Below are 16,410 nucleotides of genomic sequence, written 5' to 3'. Positions count from 1 at the left end.
ATAGCACCTTGAAGCAACTCTTGGAACGGTTGACACCTTTCAAACTGGCATTGTATTGCACGGATGATTGGGGCGCTTATGAGCGTTTATTGCCTGAAGATAAGCATTTAATCACTAAGCGCTACACACAAAGCATTGAACGGCAAAACCTGAATTTGAGGATTTGGATTAAACGTCTAGCACGCAAGACGATCTGTTTTTCTAAGTCTATCGAGATTCATGACAAAGTCATTGGAACCTGTATCGAAAGACGCTTCTTCAACTCCTTTAAATCATGACCGAAACGTTAAACTTAATTTTGCGCTCAAACCATTGAGTCAAAACTTTTAAGAGCAAGGCCGTTTTAATGCGCGCCACATAGATTTTTTTATTTACGTTAAGGAGTACTTATGAAAAAAACACTTATGCTGTCGCTACTCACTAGCGTCTCACTGACTGCTCATGCCGATACCCAATACGAAGTCGCCTATAGAAAATGCGTTGATAAAGCGGGCACCATGAATAATGGGGTGATGGCTGAATGTTCAGAAGCCGTGTCTGCAATCGCCAAGAAAGCTATCACGACCTACTATAAGAAAATCCAAACCAAGATGGCTGATGACGACAACAAGGCGGATCTGCTAAACAAACTCGACACTAGCCAAAAAGCCTGGATTCAATATCGCAATACACATTGTGCTTTAAGTGAGATGATTGCACTTCACGAGCCTTATTGTTTAATGCAGCTTAATTCACAACGTGCAGAAGAGTTGAAGGTGTTGGCAGAATAGTTTCCAAAAGCAGAACGATCTCTGCAAGCTTAACCCACTCGCCCTTAGCCTAGGCTCTAAAAAAGTCTCTATGCTTCTATCTATCCTCAAATAGCTTAAGCTAAAATGCTGCACTTTTTTTAATTTTGACTTTCAAGATGCTATTTGACTCTCGGCAAGCACTCCCATTTAAAATTTACTCCATTACTCAAAATCAACTGTCTTGGTTACTGGCGATTTATATTGGTTTCTTTCTCAATCTTGGCATTTTCTATCAGCGTTTTTTTCAATTATCACTAAATTTTCACATTCCCAAAGCGGTAGTTTTTCTCATAGAAGCTGGTGTCTTGATTTTATTGTGCTATGGCTTATTGCGCCTAGCTTCATTAGCTGGCTCACTTTTCTTTAAAATCATTGCCTGCACACTGCTACTGATTTCACTGATTGCTAGTTATTACATGCATTTTTTCAATATTGTCATTGGCTATGGCGTAATTATTTCTACTTTATCGCTAGCAGATGCTGAACTATCGAAAGAACTATTGGATAGCTGGTTTTATCTTTGGCTAGTAACACTCAGTGCCCTTCCGCTTTGGATGATTTGGCGTAATAAAAGCACAGATACCTTGCTCACTCGGTTTGCCCAGAAGGAGACGCGCTTATCCAGCGCTTTGCTGAGCGTCTTATTGCCAATTTGCATTCTCTTGCCATTAGAACTCATGCACCGCATTCATAAGCAGCACGATATCAAAGGCGATGTGGATATGCCGCGTTATAGCAGTGTACTTGCCTCCTCTTATTTACCGATTAATTGGTTGCGCGGCCTAGCCATTTATTTGGATGCGCATGTTTTTAAATACGCTAAAGAAGCAAATTTATTCGATCCCAGCCAACATTTTATCTACCAAGCTAACAGTGATTTAAAAAATACCTATGTGATATTTATTATTGGCGAAACTACACGCTGGGATCATTTAGGACTATTAGGCTATCCACGGGATACCACGCCACAACTGAAACAGGAGACTAATTTAATCGCCTTTAAAGGAATCGCTTGTGATACCGCTACTAAATTATCGCTGCGCTGTATGTTTGTGCGTGAAGGTGGGGCTACTGAAGATGAACAACGCACTTTGACAGAACAAAATGTATTCGCCGTTTTACGTGAATTAGGTTTTAGCTCCGAAGTTTACTCTCTACAAAATGAAGGCTGGTTTTACCCAAAAACGAAGGCTAATTATATTGAATCGCGTGACACTATTGCCGCAAAACCAGAAAACACCGCGAATCCTAATTATGATGCGATTTTGTTGCCTGAATTGCAGCGCTCACTTCAAAAATATCCACACGGCAAGCATCTAGTCATTCTGCACACCAAGGGTTCGCATTATGCCTATAACAAACGTTATTCCGCCCAATTTGCGAAGTTCCAGCCGGATTGTTCGGATCGGCCTGAAAGCTGTTCCATGCCTGAATTAATCAATGGCTATGACAATACAGTCTTATCAATGGATGATTTTATGAAGCAAGTTTTCGATCAAGTACGCAACAAAAAAGCCATCGTGTTTTATGCAGCGGATCATGGTGAATCACTCACCGAAACCGAACACTTTCATGCCACGCCACGCCATATAGCACCTGATGAACAATTCCGGGTACCGATACTAGTGTGGGCATCGGATACCTTCCTGCAAGAGCCGCTTCATGCCGCGAATTTTGCCAAACTCCGCAGGCAAGCTGAGCAAAGCCAAAGCAAACGCCATGTGGAATTATTTGATAGTGTCTTAGGCTGCTTGGGATTTACTTCACCCAATGGCGGACTCAACGCTGAAAATAATTGGTGCGATTAAATTGGACTTACGGCCATCTGCTTAGCCGTCTGAATCAATGCCTTCAGCAAGGGCGGCCAAGGCTCACGCCCTGCTACCACCAAGCCCGTCTGTGAGCTAAAATTGGGCTCAGTTAATGCCAAAACCTTAACACCCGCCGGTACACCAATGAGTTCTAATACATTCTGTGGCAAAATCGCCGACCAGCCACCCGCAGAAACATGCGCGAGCATACTAATAATCGAATTGGTCTCTAAGCTCGGTTCAGCGCTATAACCCAGTTGACTAAAAATCGCATCAATCATTTTGCGGTTTTGCATGTCTGAAGTCAGTAAGCACAGTGGGGTATGCGTGGCTTCATACCACGTAATCGTTTCACGGTTCGCCAACTCACTATCCAGTGGACATAGAAACACGTGACTCTCATCCCAAAGTGGCACAGTAAATAACTGCTGCTGCAAGCCCGATTCGACATACATAATGCCCGCATCCAAATCGAATTGCTGCATACGCTTGAGAATTTCATTCGTACCCAAGGAACGCACTTCCAAATTCACTTGCGGATGATGACGCGCAAAAGCGGCGGTCAAACTAGCAACCACGGTTAATGCTGTCGGAATGACGCCCAAAGTCAAATGCCCCGTTAACGCCTCACACAAGGAACGCAATTCTTGACGCAACCCTTCTGCGGTAGCGGCTAAACGAATGGCATGTTCTACAACACATTGCCCTTCCCGCGTTAAACCCGCAAAACTACGTCCACGATTCACTACCGCCACCCCTAATTCGACTTCAATATCACGAATCGCTGCCGAGAGTGTAGAAGGTGAAATATGCGATGCTGCCGCCGCACGGCCAAAGTGCTTTTCGCGAGCAAGCGCAATCAGATAGAGATATTTGCGGGAGATCATTTATCGAATCCCCTATTTAGCCTTAAACTACCTATTATGCTACTATCACCCACTCTACCCTGTCCCCATCAGCAATGACTACCCATGCGCTCAGCTGTTTTAATACCGCAATAGTAGGCAACTGTAAGTAACCCTTAACCTGCTCAATACCTTCCTGTTTTTTTTGCGCCCAGCCCTTATCACCATCACTTTTTTTACTGTATTTCAGCTCAATAAGATGTTGATAATTAACTTTATAGGGGCTACGTTCTAGCAATAAAATATCGGGATACTTACGATTCATTTCTCGTTCGCTGTGGATAAAATAGGCAGGGGATTGATATAACAATGTCAGCATAATAGTTTTAATATGTTGCTCATTCATCCAAATCGAATCACGATTAGACAGTAACTTCAGTACTTGCTCCAACTCAGCCATTAGCGGTTGAATATGATTGTCTAAAGCTAATGTTTCTACTGCCAATAAAATGGCCCGATCTGAAATGGTGATTTGATTGCGTCGTTCTAATTCGACTTTGAAATATTGGAAATATAGCTCGCGCATAACATGGTTAGGAATGGCAAAAACTTCCCCTGCTAAACGTTCACCAATGAGAGAAATAAAGCCCATATAGGCCAATAAACTGACAAAATCATCGCGGGTAAAGCCTTTGACAAAGTCGAATTTTTCCATCTGCCTTGCCACTACTTCGCCTTGATTCAACAATTCGTCTAATACGGTGTAATTCGTATCACGATCACCAATACTAAACATCGCCATAATCTTGCCGTAATCGGAGGCAATGTTCATGTCTAACATACGTTTGGGATAGACACAGCGTTTGAACTCAAAGTTTTTGACGAAGTACAACACCATATCCGAGTTATACATCGCTTCATTGGCATTAATATGAAAGCGATAACCGTTATACCAGCGGCGTACATCTGCATATAAAATAGGTTGATCTAATGCAGGGCAAGTGTTGGTAATGTTTTCTAATAAGCCTTGTACTTCGGCAGTAGTAAAACCAATGGCTGCATTGAAATTTTCTCTCAAGGAAATATTTTCACCAATATTAAAACCACTGGTCATACTATCGAGCACCATCGGAGTGACGCCTGTGATGAACAAGCGATCCACCGTACCCCGTTGCGTAGCCGTTTTAATGGTTTCGTAAAAGCTACGCACAAAACCACCTTTCCCAACAATACGCTGAAAAAGTTTTAAATCATCAGCCAAAATGGAGTTAGCAAAGTGATCGTATTCGTCGATCAAAATAAGAATTTTCTGCCCTTCAATGGCTTTGAAAAAGGCCTCCATTTTATCATGAGGCGCTTCGGACTGTGTAAGGCTATCCAGTGCGGTTTGAGGATAGTGATAAAGTATTAAAAAGTGTTGTAAAGCCAGATGGATTTTATGGGTAAACGAACGATAAATATCCGCTTCGTTAGCTGTAGCAATCCCACTAAACTCCAAAAAAAGTACCTGATAACTGCCTTGTAAGGCTGTAGGGTTTTTGCCAATAGCTAATTGCCCAAAGAGTGCATCAAAATCACCTGCATGTTGTTGCCCATAGTAATATTCCAACATAGACAAAAACAGGCTTTTACCAAAGCGACGGGGACGCAATAAAATTAGGTGATCACCTGCTTGTTCTAATTCGGCAATGTATGACGTTTTGTCGATGTAAACAAAACCTTCGCTGCGAATTTTTTTGAAATTACTAACACCATAGGGGATTTTTAACGACATAATCAGCTCAATGGTTTGTAGAATTTAGGGCTTTGAGTATATCAGCTTTTGACATCCTCCCCACTTTACAACTTCTTTAGTAAAAGGAGGCAGGATAAATATGCTTAAAACTCAACCAACTCCATGTTTTCTCTATTCAGAATCGCCACTAAAATCCCTCACAGCTTTTAAACTCAAACGGCCTTTACTTTTCTAAATATCGTAAACGCGCCAAATGCTTATTCAATGAAAACTCCAAGCGCTCAGACCACGTGGCCGCTCTTTCTTTCAAGACACTATTCGCAGCGTAGTTGGCGACCTTTCCTGCCAAAATCACCCAGTTTTTACTGCCGGTTAACACATAACGTACATCGGCAAACTGTTCGCGTAACGCCGCACGCAAATAAAGATCGTCTTGTTGCTCTTGCCAACAATTCAACACTAGCCAACCCTGCTCTTTTAATAAGTCGGCACAACGACGAATAAAATCCTCACGTAATTGCACGGTTGCTGTGCCGCTTGCATCATATAAATCCGCAAAAATCACATCGACTTTGCGTAGTGTATTTTCCACTAGAAAATCATCGGCATTCTGCTGAATTACTGCGATACGCTTGGCACGCGGTAGTTGAAAATAGGTTTGTGCCACCTCAATCACAGAGGCGCGTAATTCGACAGCAGTAATATGAATACCCGCAATAGCATGATGCAAAGCACTCGCTAAACTCCCACCACCCAAGCCCAAAAGCAGCACCCGTCTAGGGGTACAAAACAACAATACCAATAACATCGCTTGCGTATAATCGTATTGCAAAATCTGTGGGGCAAGCTTCAAACAACGGCTTTGCTCATCGTGGGCAGCAAAAGATAGAATATAGCAGTCGCCATCATCTTGCACCGTGACTACCCCATAGTCATCCTGTGCTTCATAAACAATTTTCATCTATTTCACACAGCGAATCACACTCGCCACCCGATAACGCCCATAACGTAACAATTGATTCAAAAAAGGCTCTAAATCACCTTCAGTTTGAGAAACAAACACGACTTCATAGCAGGCATCTCCCGTAGTTTTATAAGCTGCCTCAACCCGCTCATCTGCTTGCAAAAACTGCTCAAACTCCTCAAAACGCGCAACCTCCATATACATCGCAATCAAATGACGTTCGACATTAGCCTGTCGAATCGTATAGCTGCTAATCAGACCTTGGTCTTCCATGTGCTGCACACGCGCGGCCACCGCCTGCCCCGTTAAATGCACTTCTTTGCCAATTTGCTGCCAACTCATACGACTATTGGCCTTCAGGCGTTTTAAAATCGCGCGATTCATTACATTCATAACATTTTCAAACTGGAAGTTTTGTCGGCATAAGTCTTACAACTCACCATTCCTTCGATGCTTAGCAAACCGTAAGCTGTGCACATTCTATCGGAAAGGACATTAGCATGAGAAAGGCTTTATTAGTGATTGATATTCAAAATGATTATTTTCCAGAAGGCGCATTTCCATTGTGGAATGCCGAAGAAACGCTGCAAAAAATTGAGGCAGCCATTGCCAAGGCTCAGCAAGCGCAAATACCTGTGATTTTGATTCAACACATTGCGGATAAGCGCCAAGGTCTTGCGCCATTTTTTAATGAAGGCACCTCAGGGGCAGACCTGCATCCGCGTTTATTAAAAGCCGCTCCGCAAGCGACGATTGTACGCAAGACATTTGCGGATAGTTTTGTGCAAACTGACTTGGAAAAGACCTTACAAGCCTTGGGCACCACGGAGCTATTAATATGCGGCATGATGACGCAGAACTGCGTAACTCATACCGCGATTTCAAAGTCAGCCGAAAAATATACGGTGAGTATACTCAGCGATTGCTGTACAACAGTAAGCCAAATACTGCACCTAATCGCGTTACATGCGGTTTCAACGCGCATGACTTTGGCTCATAGTGAACAAGCTTTGGCTTAAGCGTCTGACTTGGGAGCTTCGATTAAATCCCAACGATTACCATACAGGTCTAAGAAATTAACAACCATGCCATAGGGTTCAACGCGTGGCGCTTCCACAAAACGAACCCCTTGATCCTGCATATAATCGTAGATTTCCCAGAAATCATCTGCATACAAGAAAAAAGCTACTCTACCGCCGGCTTGCTTGCCCACCTGTGCTGATTGCTCAGGTGTTGTGGCACGTGCTAGCAGCAAGGCACACCCTTGCTCACCCTGAGGTGCCATACGTACCCAACGTTTTTCTGATGTTACCGGTAGATCTTCCAACAGCTCAAAGCGAATCCGCTTGAAAAAAGCTATTGCTTCATCATAATCGTGCACCAAAAGACTACAAAGACCAATGGATAATGCCACGCTACACCTCCTGAAACGGTGAAATTAGCTCAATAAGTCATAAGACTGTACTAAAATATCAGACTTTCCCCTGCCCCCTGATGAGTTATGCAATTTTTATTCCGTTCACAAAGCGTTAGGCTTTATGGATTACTACTTCTCTTAACTATAGCTGCGTTTGAGAGCTATGCTGCTGATTTAACCACTTTAAGTAAGCCCTTAAAGCTTGAGACTAAGCACATTACGGTTTCAGGCTTATCCGCCGGTGCTTTCATGGCACAACAATTACACCTGAGTCATTCGTCACGTATTGAGGGTGTAGGGATTATCGCGGGTGGCCCTTATCGCTGTGCTGCGGGCCATTATGCCCCTAGCCCTTGGGATTTCACGGGACTTTATGCAGCACTCCATGTGTGTATGCACACCAGCCCTATGGATGTTATGAGCCCTGCTCCCGATGTAGCGTTTTCACTCGCTGAAACGCAGCGCCTCGCAAAAGCCAAACAAATCGACCCCACCACCTATTTAGCAAATAGCCGAGTTTGGTTATTTAGTGGTGCACGCGATAGTCTAGTACCCCAAGCGATTATGGACAAAGTGGCAGACTACTACGGTCATTTTGTCCCTGCTAAACAACTTGCCTATGTTAAGCATCCCGAGGCAGGCCACGCGCTAATCACTGAAGATGAAGGGAGTCGCTGTGCAGCCATTAAACCACCCTTTGTGAATGATTGTGATGTGGATAGCGTCGGGCTGATGTTGCAGCATTTTTATGGAACATTACGCGCTAAAACTAAAGCGCGCCCACAAGCACTGTATACCTTCAACCAAGAAGCATTTTTCAATAAACGTGATGACAAAATTAGCCTACATAACAAGGGGCATGTCTATATTCCAAGCGCCTGCCAACAAGGCAAGCCGTGCCGTTTACATATTGCGCTCCATGGCTGTATGCAAAATCAAGATACCGTAGGCGATACTTTTTATAGTAAATCGGGCTATAACGAATGGGCAGAAAGCAATCAACTGGTTATTCTATATCCACAAGTTAAAGCTTCTAGTGGATTTTGGGGCGCCGATATATTCCGAAATTTAGGCGCGTGCTGGGACTGGTGGGGCTATAGTGGTGCGGATTATGCCACTCGCAAAGGCAAACAAATTCAAGCGATTATGCGCATGATGGATACACTTACCCAGAATAACTAAAGGATAATCATGTTCAAAGGTTTCACATTTGCGCACCTAAGCGCAGGCTTCGTCGCTGTCTTAGTGGGATATACCAGCTCTGCCGCCATCATCTTTCAAGCGGCTCATACCGCTGGTGCGAATGAAGCACAAATTGCCTCATGGATGTGGGCCTTAGGTTTGGGCATGGCCTTTACCTGCATCTTTTTATCCCTACGCTATCGCCTGCCAATTATTACCGCATGGTCAACACCAGGGGCCGCGTTATTAGTCACCAGCTTAGCTGGAGTTTCTTTGCCTCAAGCTATCGCGGCTTTTTTATTCTGTGGCATCCTCATTCTAATCATTGGGTATGCCGGTTGGTTTGAGCGTTTCATGCACCTAATCCCCTTACCTATCGCCTCCGCCATGTTGGCGGGTGTCTTACTTAAATTCGGCCTAAACAGCTTTAGCGCGATTCAAACGCAACCCGTATTAGTGGGCGGCATGTTACTAAGCTTCCTGCTGGTGAAAAAATTTCTGCCACGTTATGCCATTCCGATAGCCCTAATCGTAGGCATCGGTATCGCAGGGTTCAGCCATTTACTTGATTGGGATAAATTCACCTTTAGTCTCGCGAAACCGATTTTTATCAGGCCTGAATTCCAGCTTCAAGCCATCTTGGGAGTCGGTTTACCTTTGTTTATTGTCACGATGGCTTCGCAAAATATTCCAGGGGTGGCCGTACTAAAGGCTCACGGCTATCAAGCGCCTATTTCACCCATTATTGGGTTAACGGGTTTAACCACGGTCATACTTGCGCCGTTTGGTGGATTCTGTTTTAACTTAGCCGCGATTAGTGCAGCCATCTGTATGGGGGAAGAATTAGGTGATAAAGCGAAACGCTATTGGGCAGCCGTCAGCGCGGGATTATTTTATGGACTTGCCGGTTTATTTGGGGCAAGCATTACCAGTTTGTTCTTATCCTTTCCCAAGGAATTGATTTTCGCTATTGCAGGTTTTGCTTTAATCGGAACGATTGCCAATAGCTTAGCGTCGGCACTCTCCGATCCTGACGAGCGTGAAGCCGCTGTTATTGTGTTTTTGATTACTGCCTCGGGGATTAGCTTACTGGGATTAGGGAGCGCTTTTTGGGGTATTGTGGCAGGCTTAGTGATTCGGGCATGGTTCCGCTACAAAATTGTTTAGAACGCTCATTGAGATCAAACCAATGCGGTGCGAGGTGAGCGCCTAAGGCATTACCACCACCTCCACGAGCTTTTCAATCCCTAAACGCTGGTGCGTAATCACTAACAGTCCCTGCTCTTTTGATTCCACCCAGGCCAAGATATTGCGCATCATGCTTAAGGCTGTTTCAGGATCAAGCCCCTCTGTTGGCTCATCTAAGACCAAGAAACAAGCTGGTTTTAACAAGGCGCGCGCAATACTTAAACGTTGTAATTGCCCACCCGACAAACGTACACCTGTTTCACCCACCCAAGTATGATAAGCGTCTGGCTGTTGTTGTATAAAATCGTGTAATAAAACTGCACGACAGGCTTGTTCGATTTGTACCGAATCTGCTTCAGGATTAGCCAATAATAAATTATCCATTATTGTGCTATTAAACACATGGGTATGTTGCTCAGCAACAGCAAATCGCGCACGTACCGCTTCACTAGCATAATGCTGAATTGGCTGTTCGTTTAATAACAAATGACCTGAGTTAGGCTCACGAAATCTTAATAATAAACGTACAATAGTGCTTTTACCGCTGCCATTCGCACCCAATATCAGCACTTTCTGGCGCGGTGCGAGGCTGAAATTAAAGTTTTGCAGTACCCAAGCACCATTGTTTTGGTAACGAAAACCAACTTGCTCAAAACGTATAGTGATAGGCACTGTTAGTCTACGCGGCTGAGTCGCTTCCGTCACTACGGGCCGTTGATCGCTTAAGGCAAAAATACGTTGAGCGGCGGCTAGGGTCTCGCCCCAACTCTGCCACGCTAATGGCACAGCAGCAATTGCCTCGAAACCAGCCAATGCCAATAAGCTCAACATAGCTAATTCCGCAGGGGCAAGTTGATTTTGTTCTACCAATGGAATAGCCAAGACTAGCATTAACCACATCGCTAGATTGGCCGCGAAACCCAAAGCATGTTGAGCAAAGCTATTTAAACGGTTCAGTTGTTGCTGCTGTTTGACGAGCAACTGAGAGCTGTGTGCAAGTTGTACGGCCTGTCGATCAGCCGCACCATATACCAATAACTCGCCCATGCCTTGAAGATCACTGACCAATTGGGTACGAAGTGCCGTTGAGCTTTGAATCATTTGGAGGCTAGTGATTTGATTGAGGCGACTCATCAGCCATGGAATCAAAACAGCCGCTAGCAGTAATAAACTCAACTCCGCTAGTGCTAAGAGTGGATGATAATAGGCCAGCACTAGAACCACGATAAGGCTAGCTAACAAGGCGACGGTACTAGGAATTAAAATACGCAGATAAACATTATTGAGTGTATCAATATCGGCACGAATTCGGCTCAATACATCACCGCTTCGATACTGTTCCAATAGCACAGCAGCCCGTGGTTCTAATTGGTGATAAAACCAGACACGTAGCTCGGCTAATAAACGAAAAGTAGCCTCATGGGTCACTAAGCGCTCACCATAGCGCCCCGCTGTACGCGTTATGGCTGCACCCCGAATTAAAGCGGCAGGCGTAAAATAATTGATACTCACAGCGCTTGCGCCAGCCAAGGCCATCGAACTAATAAACCAACCCGAGATAGCCAGCAAACTCACATTCGCCAACACAGTTATCAAGGAAAGTCCTAGTCCGAGCAGCATCCAAGCTGTATAGGGTTTATATAAACGCAGGAGCCGCCACATAATACTCATACAGTCTCCTGTTGATAGGCTGCCAGCATAGCGTGGTAGGGTTCACACGTTCGCATAAGCTCAGTATGTGTACCACAGGCCAGCACCCGACCCTGCTCTAGAAAAGCAATACAATCCGCACTTTGAATAGTCTTTAAACGATGTGCAATCATGACAATGGTATGCTGGCCTTTGAGTTGCTCCAAGGCATCTTGAATCAAGGTTTCTGTATTAGCATCTAAATGCGCAGTTGCCTCATCCAAAATGATTAAGGGTGCAGCCTTTAAAAAGACCCGAGCCAAAGCAAGACGTTGACGTTGCCCGCCCGATAAACCTTGCCCTGCTTCGCCGACTAGCGTGTCATAGCCTTGTGGTAAACGCTCAATAAATGTATCAGCTTGTGCAGCTTTAGCCGCCTGCTTAACAGCCTCCAAACTCGCTTGACTACCCAAACGAATATTATCCACCACACTCAGCGCAAATAGCTGAGCACGCTGTGGAAGCCATGCAATTTGACTATGCCATGCTTTGCGCGAAATAGTCTGTAAGGCGCTAGTACCTACTAACACCTCACCATTTTGCGGTTCGATAAAACCTAATAATATTTGCAAGACAGTGCTTTTGCCAGCGCCACTGGCACCGACCAATGCCAATGTTTTTTTGGGAGGAATGGTGAGATTGAAATCCCTTAATGCTTGACGCCCATCAGGATACTGAAAACTCAGTTGCTTAAATTGGATGCTTTGCTCAGCTAAACCCTTCCAGTCTGGATGGTCAAGCTGGCTCTGATGTTCAGGTGCTTGTAAAATTGCTTGTATCGAGTCAACAACCGCCAAGGCTTGCATTCGCGCATGATATTGCGTGCCCAAATTACGCAAGGGTAGAAAAAACTCGGGTGCGAGTAAGAGCACAACAAATCCTGCAAAAAAATCTAGCTCCCCCCAATACAAACGAAAGCCAACCAATACAGCGACCAGTGCAATACTCACGCTGACAAAAAACTCTAGGCTAAAAGACGATAAAAATGCCACTCGTAGGACTGACATGGTGCTTTGACGATACTGCTCCGACACTTCCACAATCGCTCGCGCTTCACGTTGGCTGGCATTGAACAAGTGGAGTGTGCTGATGCCTTGAATCACATCCAGAAAATGGGCGCTTAGACGGCTTAAGCTTTGCCACTGTTGTTGATTACGCTTTTCCGTACCTTTACCAATCAGGATCATAAATAGTGGTATCAAAGGAGCGGTGACTAGGAGTACCAAACCAGACAACCAGTCTTGAGTAAACACCACCAACAATATCATGACAGGGATATACAAGCTTAAACGCATGGCAGGCAAATAGCGTGAATAATAAGCTTCGAGCTGTTCAACGCCATCACTTAAAGTAGTAGTGACCGCACCACTACGCTCCTCACTTAACCAAGCTGGCCCTAAGTTTTGCACTTTGGCATAGAGCAATTGACGTAGTTGGATTTTGACTTGGGAAGCCGCTTGGAAGGCTGCTTGATCAGCTAAATGATTGAACACCGCACGCAAAACAAAAATTAGTAATAAGCCCCCTAACCAAGGCCACCATTGATCCAAGTGTGCACGCTCAAATAGCACACCGTTAATCACCATTGCCACTAGCCAAGCCTGAGCAATCAACAAAATACCAGCCAATACCCCACAGGCCACAGCTATCCTTGGCCATTGCCCCGCATAACGAACCCATAGGTTTAGGCTAGCCAACGGTTCAGATGTAGGTTTGGGCGCTGTCATGTTTAGCCTCTATAAAATACAAAAGGGATAGCATGACGCCATCCCTTCTCCAAAGACTTTTAGCGTTTACTCATCCGCATCAAGTCCATTTAACTCCAACCACATGACATTAATAATGCCAAAAGAACTGGCGAGTAGTACGCCCAAAATCCATGCGAAATACCACATTTTAATGTCTCTTTTAATAAGCTGTATGATCATTGGAACGAATAAAGTGTAGGGTAATCTTGCCCCATAACATGCGATAGCACCACAGTGTATACAGCACAATTAAGGGTACAAAGACCAAGGCGGCCCAGAGCATAATGTTTAGGGTAAGGTGGCTAGAGGCCGAATCCCAAACGGTCAAACTATGATTTGGATTAAGACTAGAGGGCATCACAAAGGGAAATAATGAGACTCCTGCGGTGAGAATAATGCCGATTAGACTGAAGGAGCTGAACAGAAAAGCCAAACCGGCACGTCCAACACGCGCCATTAACCAGACCCCTAAAGCCCCGACAAAACCTAAAATCGGCGCTGCTAGGGCATAAGGATAGCTGTGGTAATTGGCGAGCCATGCACCTTCCATAGATGTGACTACTTTGTTTATGGGATTGGGTAGCGCATCTTTAGGAGGCATTTCAGTAATGACATAACCTTTTATACCCAGCCATAACCAAATCCCTGCTAATGCAAACGTCACTATGACACCGAGTGCCGTTAAACCTGCCATCTTTTGAGCACGTTGATAGACCGCTTCATCGGTACGCAGCATCAGATAAGTCGCACCCTGCATCATAAACATCAGCAAGCTCACTAAACCCGCTACCAGTGCGAAGGGATGGAATAAAGCAAAGAGCGAACCACGGCTAGTAAGGCGCATATAATCATCAAAGGCAAATGGCACACCCAATAGCAAATTACCAAAGGCCACACCTATCACCAAAGGCGGTACCACACCGGCTAAGACCAAACCCCAATCCCACATATTCCGCCAAGCTGGATTGGCTAGTTTGGAGCGATAATCAAAGCCAACTGGACGGAAAAAGAGTGAGAACAAGGTCAATACCATCGCCCAATAAAAGCTTGAAAAGGCAGCACCAAAAGTAATCGGCCAAGCTGCAAAAATCGCACCGGCTGCCAGAATCAACCACACTTGATTACCATCCCAATGCGGGGCAATCGTGTTAATGGCAACGCGGCGCTCGTCATCCGTTTTGCCAACAATCCGCAGTAAAGCGCCTACCCCCATATCAAAGCCATCGGTCAAAGCAAAGCCAATAAATAAGACGCCGACCAGCACCCACCAAACAAATTTTAAACTTTCATAATCCAATAACATGCGGGTTCTCCTCAGACGCGATCATTGAGTTTTTGCGCATAAGCATGTGCGGTATGACCGCCTCCAGCCAGCTTTTCAAAGTAATAACGACCCGTATGTAAGCTACTTGGACCGAGTCGTGCAAACTTAAACATCAAGTACATTTCAATGATGAGGAGAATGGAGTAGAGGGCAACAAAACCGAAAATACTGCCCCACAAATCAACGGCACTTAAGGTTGAAGTCCCTAAGAAAGTGGGAAGCACCTCACCAATTGCCCAAGGTTGACGGCCAAACTCGGCCACAAACCAACCGGTTTCCACCGCAATCCACGGCAGAGGAATACTAAATACGGCGAGACGCAATAACCATGGCTTATTCCAAGCACTACGCTTAGCCGTGAAATAAAACGATAAGGCAAACACTATTAACATGGTAAAGCCTGCTGCAACCATTATTCGAAAAGCCCAGAATAATGAGGCAACATGCGGCACAGTAGCTTTTGCCGCGAGTTTAATTTGCTCTTCAGTGGCATCGACCACTTGCTCTGTATATTGCTTGAGCAATAAGCCATAACCCAAATCTTGCTTCAAAGTGTCAAACGCTTGCTTGTCTGCATCACTGGCCGTACCTTGGCGCAATTTCTGGAATAGACCATAAGCCTGCATACCACGACGAATGCGTTCTTCATTTTGAGCCACAAGATCATTAATCCCTGTCACGGGCTCACTTAACGAGCGTGTCGCAATCAGACCCAATACATAAGGTACTTTCAGTGCATAACTGTTTTCGCCTTTCTCTTGATCAGGCGTCGCAATAATATTAAAACCAGCGGGAGGCGGCTCGGTATGCCATTCGGCTTCAATGGCAGCGAGTTTCATTTTTTGTACCTCACCTGCCTCATAACCACTTTCATCTCCGAGTAAAATCACCGATAGAATTGACGCCATGCCAAAACCGGCGGCAATCGCAAAGGAGCGCTTAGCAAAACCCATATCGCGCTTTTTCAGTAAATACCAAGCACTAATGCCTAAGACAAACATTGATCCTGTGACATAACCCGCCGCGACGGTATGCACAAATTTGACCTGCGCTACGGGATTGAATAACACCGCGCCAAAATCAACCATTTCCATACGCATGGTTTCATAACTGAACTCAGCGCCTACAGGATTTTGCATCCAACCATTCGCAATCAAAATCCATAAAGCCGAAAAATTCGTGCCCAAAGCCATCAGCCATGTCACCACTAAATGCTGAACCTTGCTTAAACGATCCCAGCCGAAGACAAATAACCCCACAAAAGTGGACTCAAGAAAGAAAGCCATTAAGCCTTCAATCGCTAAGGGTGCACCAAACACATCCCCAACATAATGCGAGTAATAGGCCCAGTTAGTCCCAAACTGAAACTCCATAGTCAGACCAGTAGTGACACCCAAGGCAAAGTTAATCATGAATAACTTGCCCCAGAATTGAACCATGTCTTTATAAACCTGCTTACCGGTCATGACATACACTGACTCCATAATCGCCAGTAAAAAGGTCATACCTAGTGTGAGCGGTACAAATAAAAAGTGATACAGCGCAGTTAATGCAAACTGTAGTCGGGATAGATCAACGACTTCTTGTGAAATCATATGCGCTCCGAAGACATTTAAAATAAGCACCGTTTTGCATGAAAAGTGCCATTCTCAAAAGGTCTATTAAATAGTGAGTTGTCTGAAATATTCGGAGCAAAGACTCGGTGATTTCACCTAA

At 44.8% G+C, this 16,410-nt stretch carries 16 protein-coding genes; 6 read left to right on the top strand and 10 right to left on the bottom strand.

All coding sequences use genetic code 11. The features are described 5' to 3' along the window. The 3 genes from A3IE_RS0113240 to eptB all read left to right on the top strand — a co-directional run. On the top strand, window positions 1–278 hold a 278-nt coding region (locus A3IE_RS0113240), incomplete at its 5' end, for an IS1 family transposase (protein ID WP_020396103.1). A gap of 111 nt (window positions 279–389) precedes the next feature. Beyond that, the gene (locus tag A3IE_RS0113235) at window positions 390–770 is read left to right on the top strand and encodes a lysozyme inhibitor LprI family protein (RefSeq protein ID WP_020396102.1); all 381 of its coding nucleotides are present in this window, start codon (window positions 390–392) and stop codon (window positions 768–770) included. A 137-nt stretch (window positions 771–907) separates the two neighbouring features. Continuing rightward, entirely contained in the window at window positions 908–2,599 is a 1,692-nt protein-coding gene (eptB, locus tag A3IE_RS0113230) for a kdo(2)-lipid A phosphoethanolamine 7''-transferase (RefSeq protein WP_020396101.1), read from the top strand. Here eptB and A3IE_RS0113225 read toward each other — a convergent pair. The 4 genes from A3IE_RS0113225 to A3IE_RS0113210 all read right to left on the bottom strand — a co-directional run bounded on the left by A3IE_RS0113225 (window position 2,596) and on the right by A3IE_RS0113210 (window position 6,539). Continuing rightward, window positions 2,596–3,489, bottom strand: a complete 894-nt coding sequence (locus A3IE_RS0113225) for a LysR family transcriptional regulator (RefSeq protein WP_020396100.1) — start codon at window positions 3,487–3,489, stop codon at window positions 2,596–2,598. The genes eptB and A3IE_RS0113225 overlap by 4 nt on opposite strands. A 34-nt stretch (window positions 3,490–3,523) precedes the next feature. Then, window positions 3,524–5,221 carry an AAA family ATPase gene (locus tag A3IE_RS0113220; RefSeq protein ID WP_020396099.1) on the bottom strand — a complete coding sequence of 566 codons (1,698 nt, stop codon included), beginning with the start codon at window positions 5,219–5,221 and terminating at the stop codon, window positions 3,524–3,526. Window positions 5,222–5,405: 184 nt separating this feature from the next. Then, window positions 5,406–6,143, bottom strand: coding sequence for a spermidine synthase (locus A3IE_RS0113215; protein ID WP_020396098.1), 738 nt, complete (start codon window positions 6,141–6,143; stop codon window positions 5,406–5,408). Beyond that, complete coding sequence (locus tag A3IE_RS0113210; protein ID WP_033407157.1) at window positions 6,144–6,539, bottom strand: Lrp/AsnC family transcriptional regulator; 396 nt, start codon at window positions 6,537–6,539, stop codon at window positions 6,144–6,146. A gap of 107 nt (window positions 6,540–6,646) precedes the next feature. Between A3IE_RS0113210 and A3IE_RS0113205 the strand changes: the two genes are divergently transcribed. Continuing rightward, window positions 6,647–7,165: a cysteine hydrolase family protein gene (locus A3IE_RS0113205; RefSeq protein WP_020396096.1), complete on the top strand. Its 519-nt coding sequence runs from the start codon at window positions 6,647–6,649 to the stop codon at window positions 7,163–7,165. Here A3IE_RS0113205 and A3IE_RS0113200 read toward each other — a convergent pair. Continuing rightward, window positions 7,162–7,560 (bottom strand): VOC family protein, encoded by a 399-nt coding sequence (locus A3IE_RS0113200; protein WP_020396095.1) that lies wholly within the window; start codon window positions 7,558–7,560, stop codon window positions 7,162–7,164. The genes A3IE_RS0113205 and A3IE_RS0113200 overlap by 4 nt on opposite strands. Window positions 7,561–7,647: 87 nt before the next feature. Here A3IE_RS0113200 and A3IE_RS0113195 point away from each other — a divergent pair, with 87 nt between their 5' ends. Together A3IE_RS0113195 and A3IE_RS0113190 are read left to right on the top strand one after the other, a co-directional pair. Next, window positions 7,648–8,745: an extracellular catalytic domain type 2 short-chain-length polyhydroxyalkanoate depolymerase gene (locus A3IE_RS0113195; protein WP_020396094.1), complete on the top strand. Its 1,098-nt coding sequence runs from the start codon at window positions 7,648–7,650 to the stop codon at window positions 8,743–8,745. A 9-nt stretch (window positions 8,746–8,754) separates the two neighbouring features. Then, window positions 8,755–9,912, top strand: coding sequence for a benzoate/H(+) symporter BenE family transporter (locus tag A3IE_RS0113190; RefSeq protein ID WP_020396093.1), 1,158 nt, complete (start codon window positions 8,755–8,757; stop codon window positions 9,910–9,912). A gap of 42 nt (window positions 9,913–9,954) precedes the next feature. Here the strand turns inward: A3IE_RS0113190 and cydC are convergent, their stop codons facing one another. From cydC to A3IE_RS0113165, 5 genes are all read right to left on the bottom strand, one after another. Continuing rightward, entirely contained in the window at window positions 9,955–11,604 is a 1,650-nt protein-coding gene (gene cydC, locus A3IE_RS0113185; RefSeq protein WP_020396092.1) for a thiol reductant ABC exporter subunit CydC, read from the bottom strand. Further along, entirely contained in the window at window positions 11,601–13,349 is a 1,749-nt protein-coding gene (gene cydD, locus A3IE_RS0113180; protein ID WP_020396091.1) for a thiol reductant ABC exporter subunit CydD, read from the bottom strand. The genes cydC and cydD overlap by 4 nt, the downstream gene beginning before the upstream one ends. A 66-nt stretch (window positions 13,350–13,415) precedes the next feature. Continuing rightward, window positions 13,416–13,517, bottom strand: a complete 102-nt coding sequence (cydX, locus tag A3IE_RS22535; RefSeq protein ID WP_020396090.1) for a cytochrome bd-I oxidase subunit CydX — start codon at window positions 13,515–13,517, stop codon at window positions 13,416–13,418. Between the two features lie 13 nt (window positions 13,518–13,530). Continuing rightward, the gene (gene cydB / locus A3IE_RS0113170; protein WP_020396089.1) at window positions 13,531–14,673 is read right to left on the bottom strand and encodes a cytochrome d ubiquinol oxidase subunit II; all 1,143 of its coding nucleotides are present in this window, start codon (window positions 14,671–14,673) and stop codon (window positions 13,531–13,533) included. Window positions 14,674–14,684: 11 nt separating this feature from the next. Beyond that, window positions 14,685–16,289 carry a cytochrome ubiquinol oxidase subunit I gene (locus tag A3IE_RS0113165; RefSeq protein WP_020396088.1) on the bottom strand — a complete coding sequence of 535 codons (1,605 nt, stop codon included), beginning with the start codon at window positions 16,287–16,289 and terminating at the stop codon, window positions 14,685–14,687. Between the last annotated feature and the right edge of the window lie 121 nt (window positions 16,290–16,410).

Source organism: Thiolinea disciformis DSM 14473 (genome assembly GCF_000371925.1).
GTDB classification, from domain to species: Bacteria; Pseudomonadota; Gammaproteobacteria; order Thiotrichales; family Thiotrichaceae; genus Thiolinea; species Thiolinea disciformis.
The sequence above is the reverse complement of the archived record's forward strand: the minus strand, read 5'-3'. Positions and strand labels throughout refer to the sequence as shown.

What these genes read in the sequence shown, in the direction of transcription:
- A3IE_RS0113235 (WP_020396102.1), top strand. Translation starts at nt 390, where the DNA reads ATGAAAAAAACACTTATGCTGTCGCTACTCACTAGCGTCTCACTGACT.
- eptB (WP_020396101.1), top strand. Translation starts at nt 908, where the DNA reads ATGCTATTTGACTCTCGGCAAGCACTCCCATTTAAAATTTACTCCATT.
- A3IE_RS0113225 (WP_020396100.1), bottom strand. Translation starts at nt 3,489, where the DNA reads ATGATCTCCCGCAAATATCTCTATCTGATTGCGCTTGCTCGCGAAAAG.
- A3IE_RS0113220 (WP_020396099.1), bottom strand. Translation starts at nt 5,221, where the DNA reads ATGTCGTTAAAAATCCCCTATGGTGTTAGTAATTTCAAAAAAATTCGC.
- A3IE_RS0113215 (WP_020396098.1), bottom strand. Translation starts at nt 6,143, where the DNA reads ATGAAAATTGTTTATGAAGCACAGGATGACTATGGGGTAGTCACGGTG.
- A3IE_RS0113210 (WP_033407157.1), bottom strand. Translation starts at nt 6,539, where the DNA reads ATGAATGTAATGAATCGCGCGATTTTAAAACGCCTGAAGGCCAATAGT.
- A3IE_RS0113205 (WP_020396096.1), top strand. Translation starts at nt 6,647, where the DNA reads ATGAGAAAGGCTTTATTAGTGATTGATATTCAAAATGATTATTTTCCA.
- A3IE_RS0113195 (WP_020396094.1), top strand. Translation starts at nt 7,648, where the DNA reads ATGCAATTTTTATTCCGTTCACAAAGCGTTAGGCTTTATGGATTACTA.
- A3IE_RS0113190 (WP_020396093.1), top strand. Translation starts at nt 8,755, where the DNA reads ATGTTCAAAGGTTTCACATTTGCGCACCTAAGCGCAGGCTTCGTCGCT.
- cydC (WP_020396092.1), bottom strand. Translation starts at nt 11,604, where the DNA reads ATGAGTATTATGTGGCGGCTCCTGCGTTTATATAAACCCTATACAGCT.
- cydD (WP_020396091.1), bottom strand. Translation starts at nt 13,349, where the DNA reads ATGACAGCGCCCAAACCTACATCTGAACCGTTGGCTAGCCTAAACCTA.
- cydX (WP_020396090.1), bottom strand. Translation starts at nt 13,517, where the DNA reads ATGTGGTATTTCGCATGGATTTTGGGCGTACTACTCGCCAGTTCTTTT.
- cydB (WP_020396089.1), bottom strand. Translation starts at nt 14,673, where the DNA reads ATGTTATTGGATTATGAAAGTTTAAAATTTGTTTGGTGGGTGCTGGTC.
- A3IE_RS0113165 (WP_020396088.1), bottom strand. Translation starts at nt 16,289, where the DNA reads ATGATTTCACAAGAAGTCGTTGATCTATCCCGACTACAGTTTGCATTA.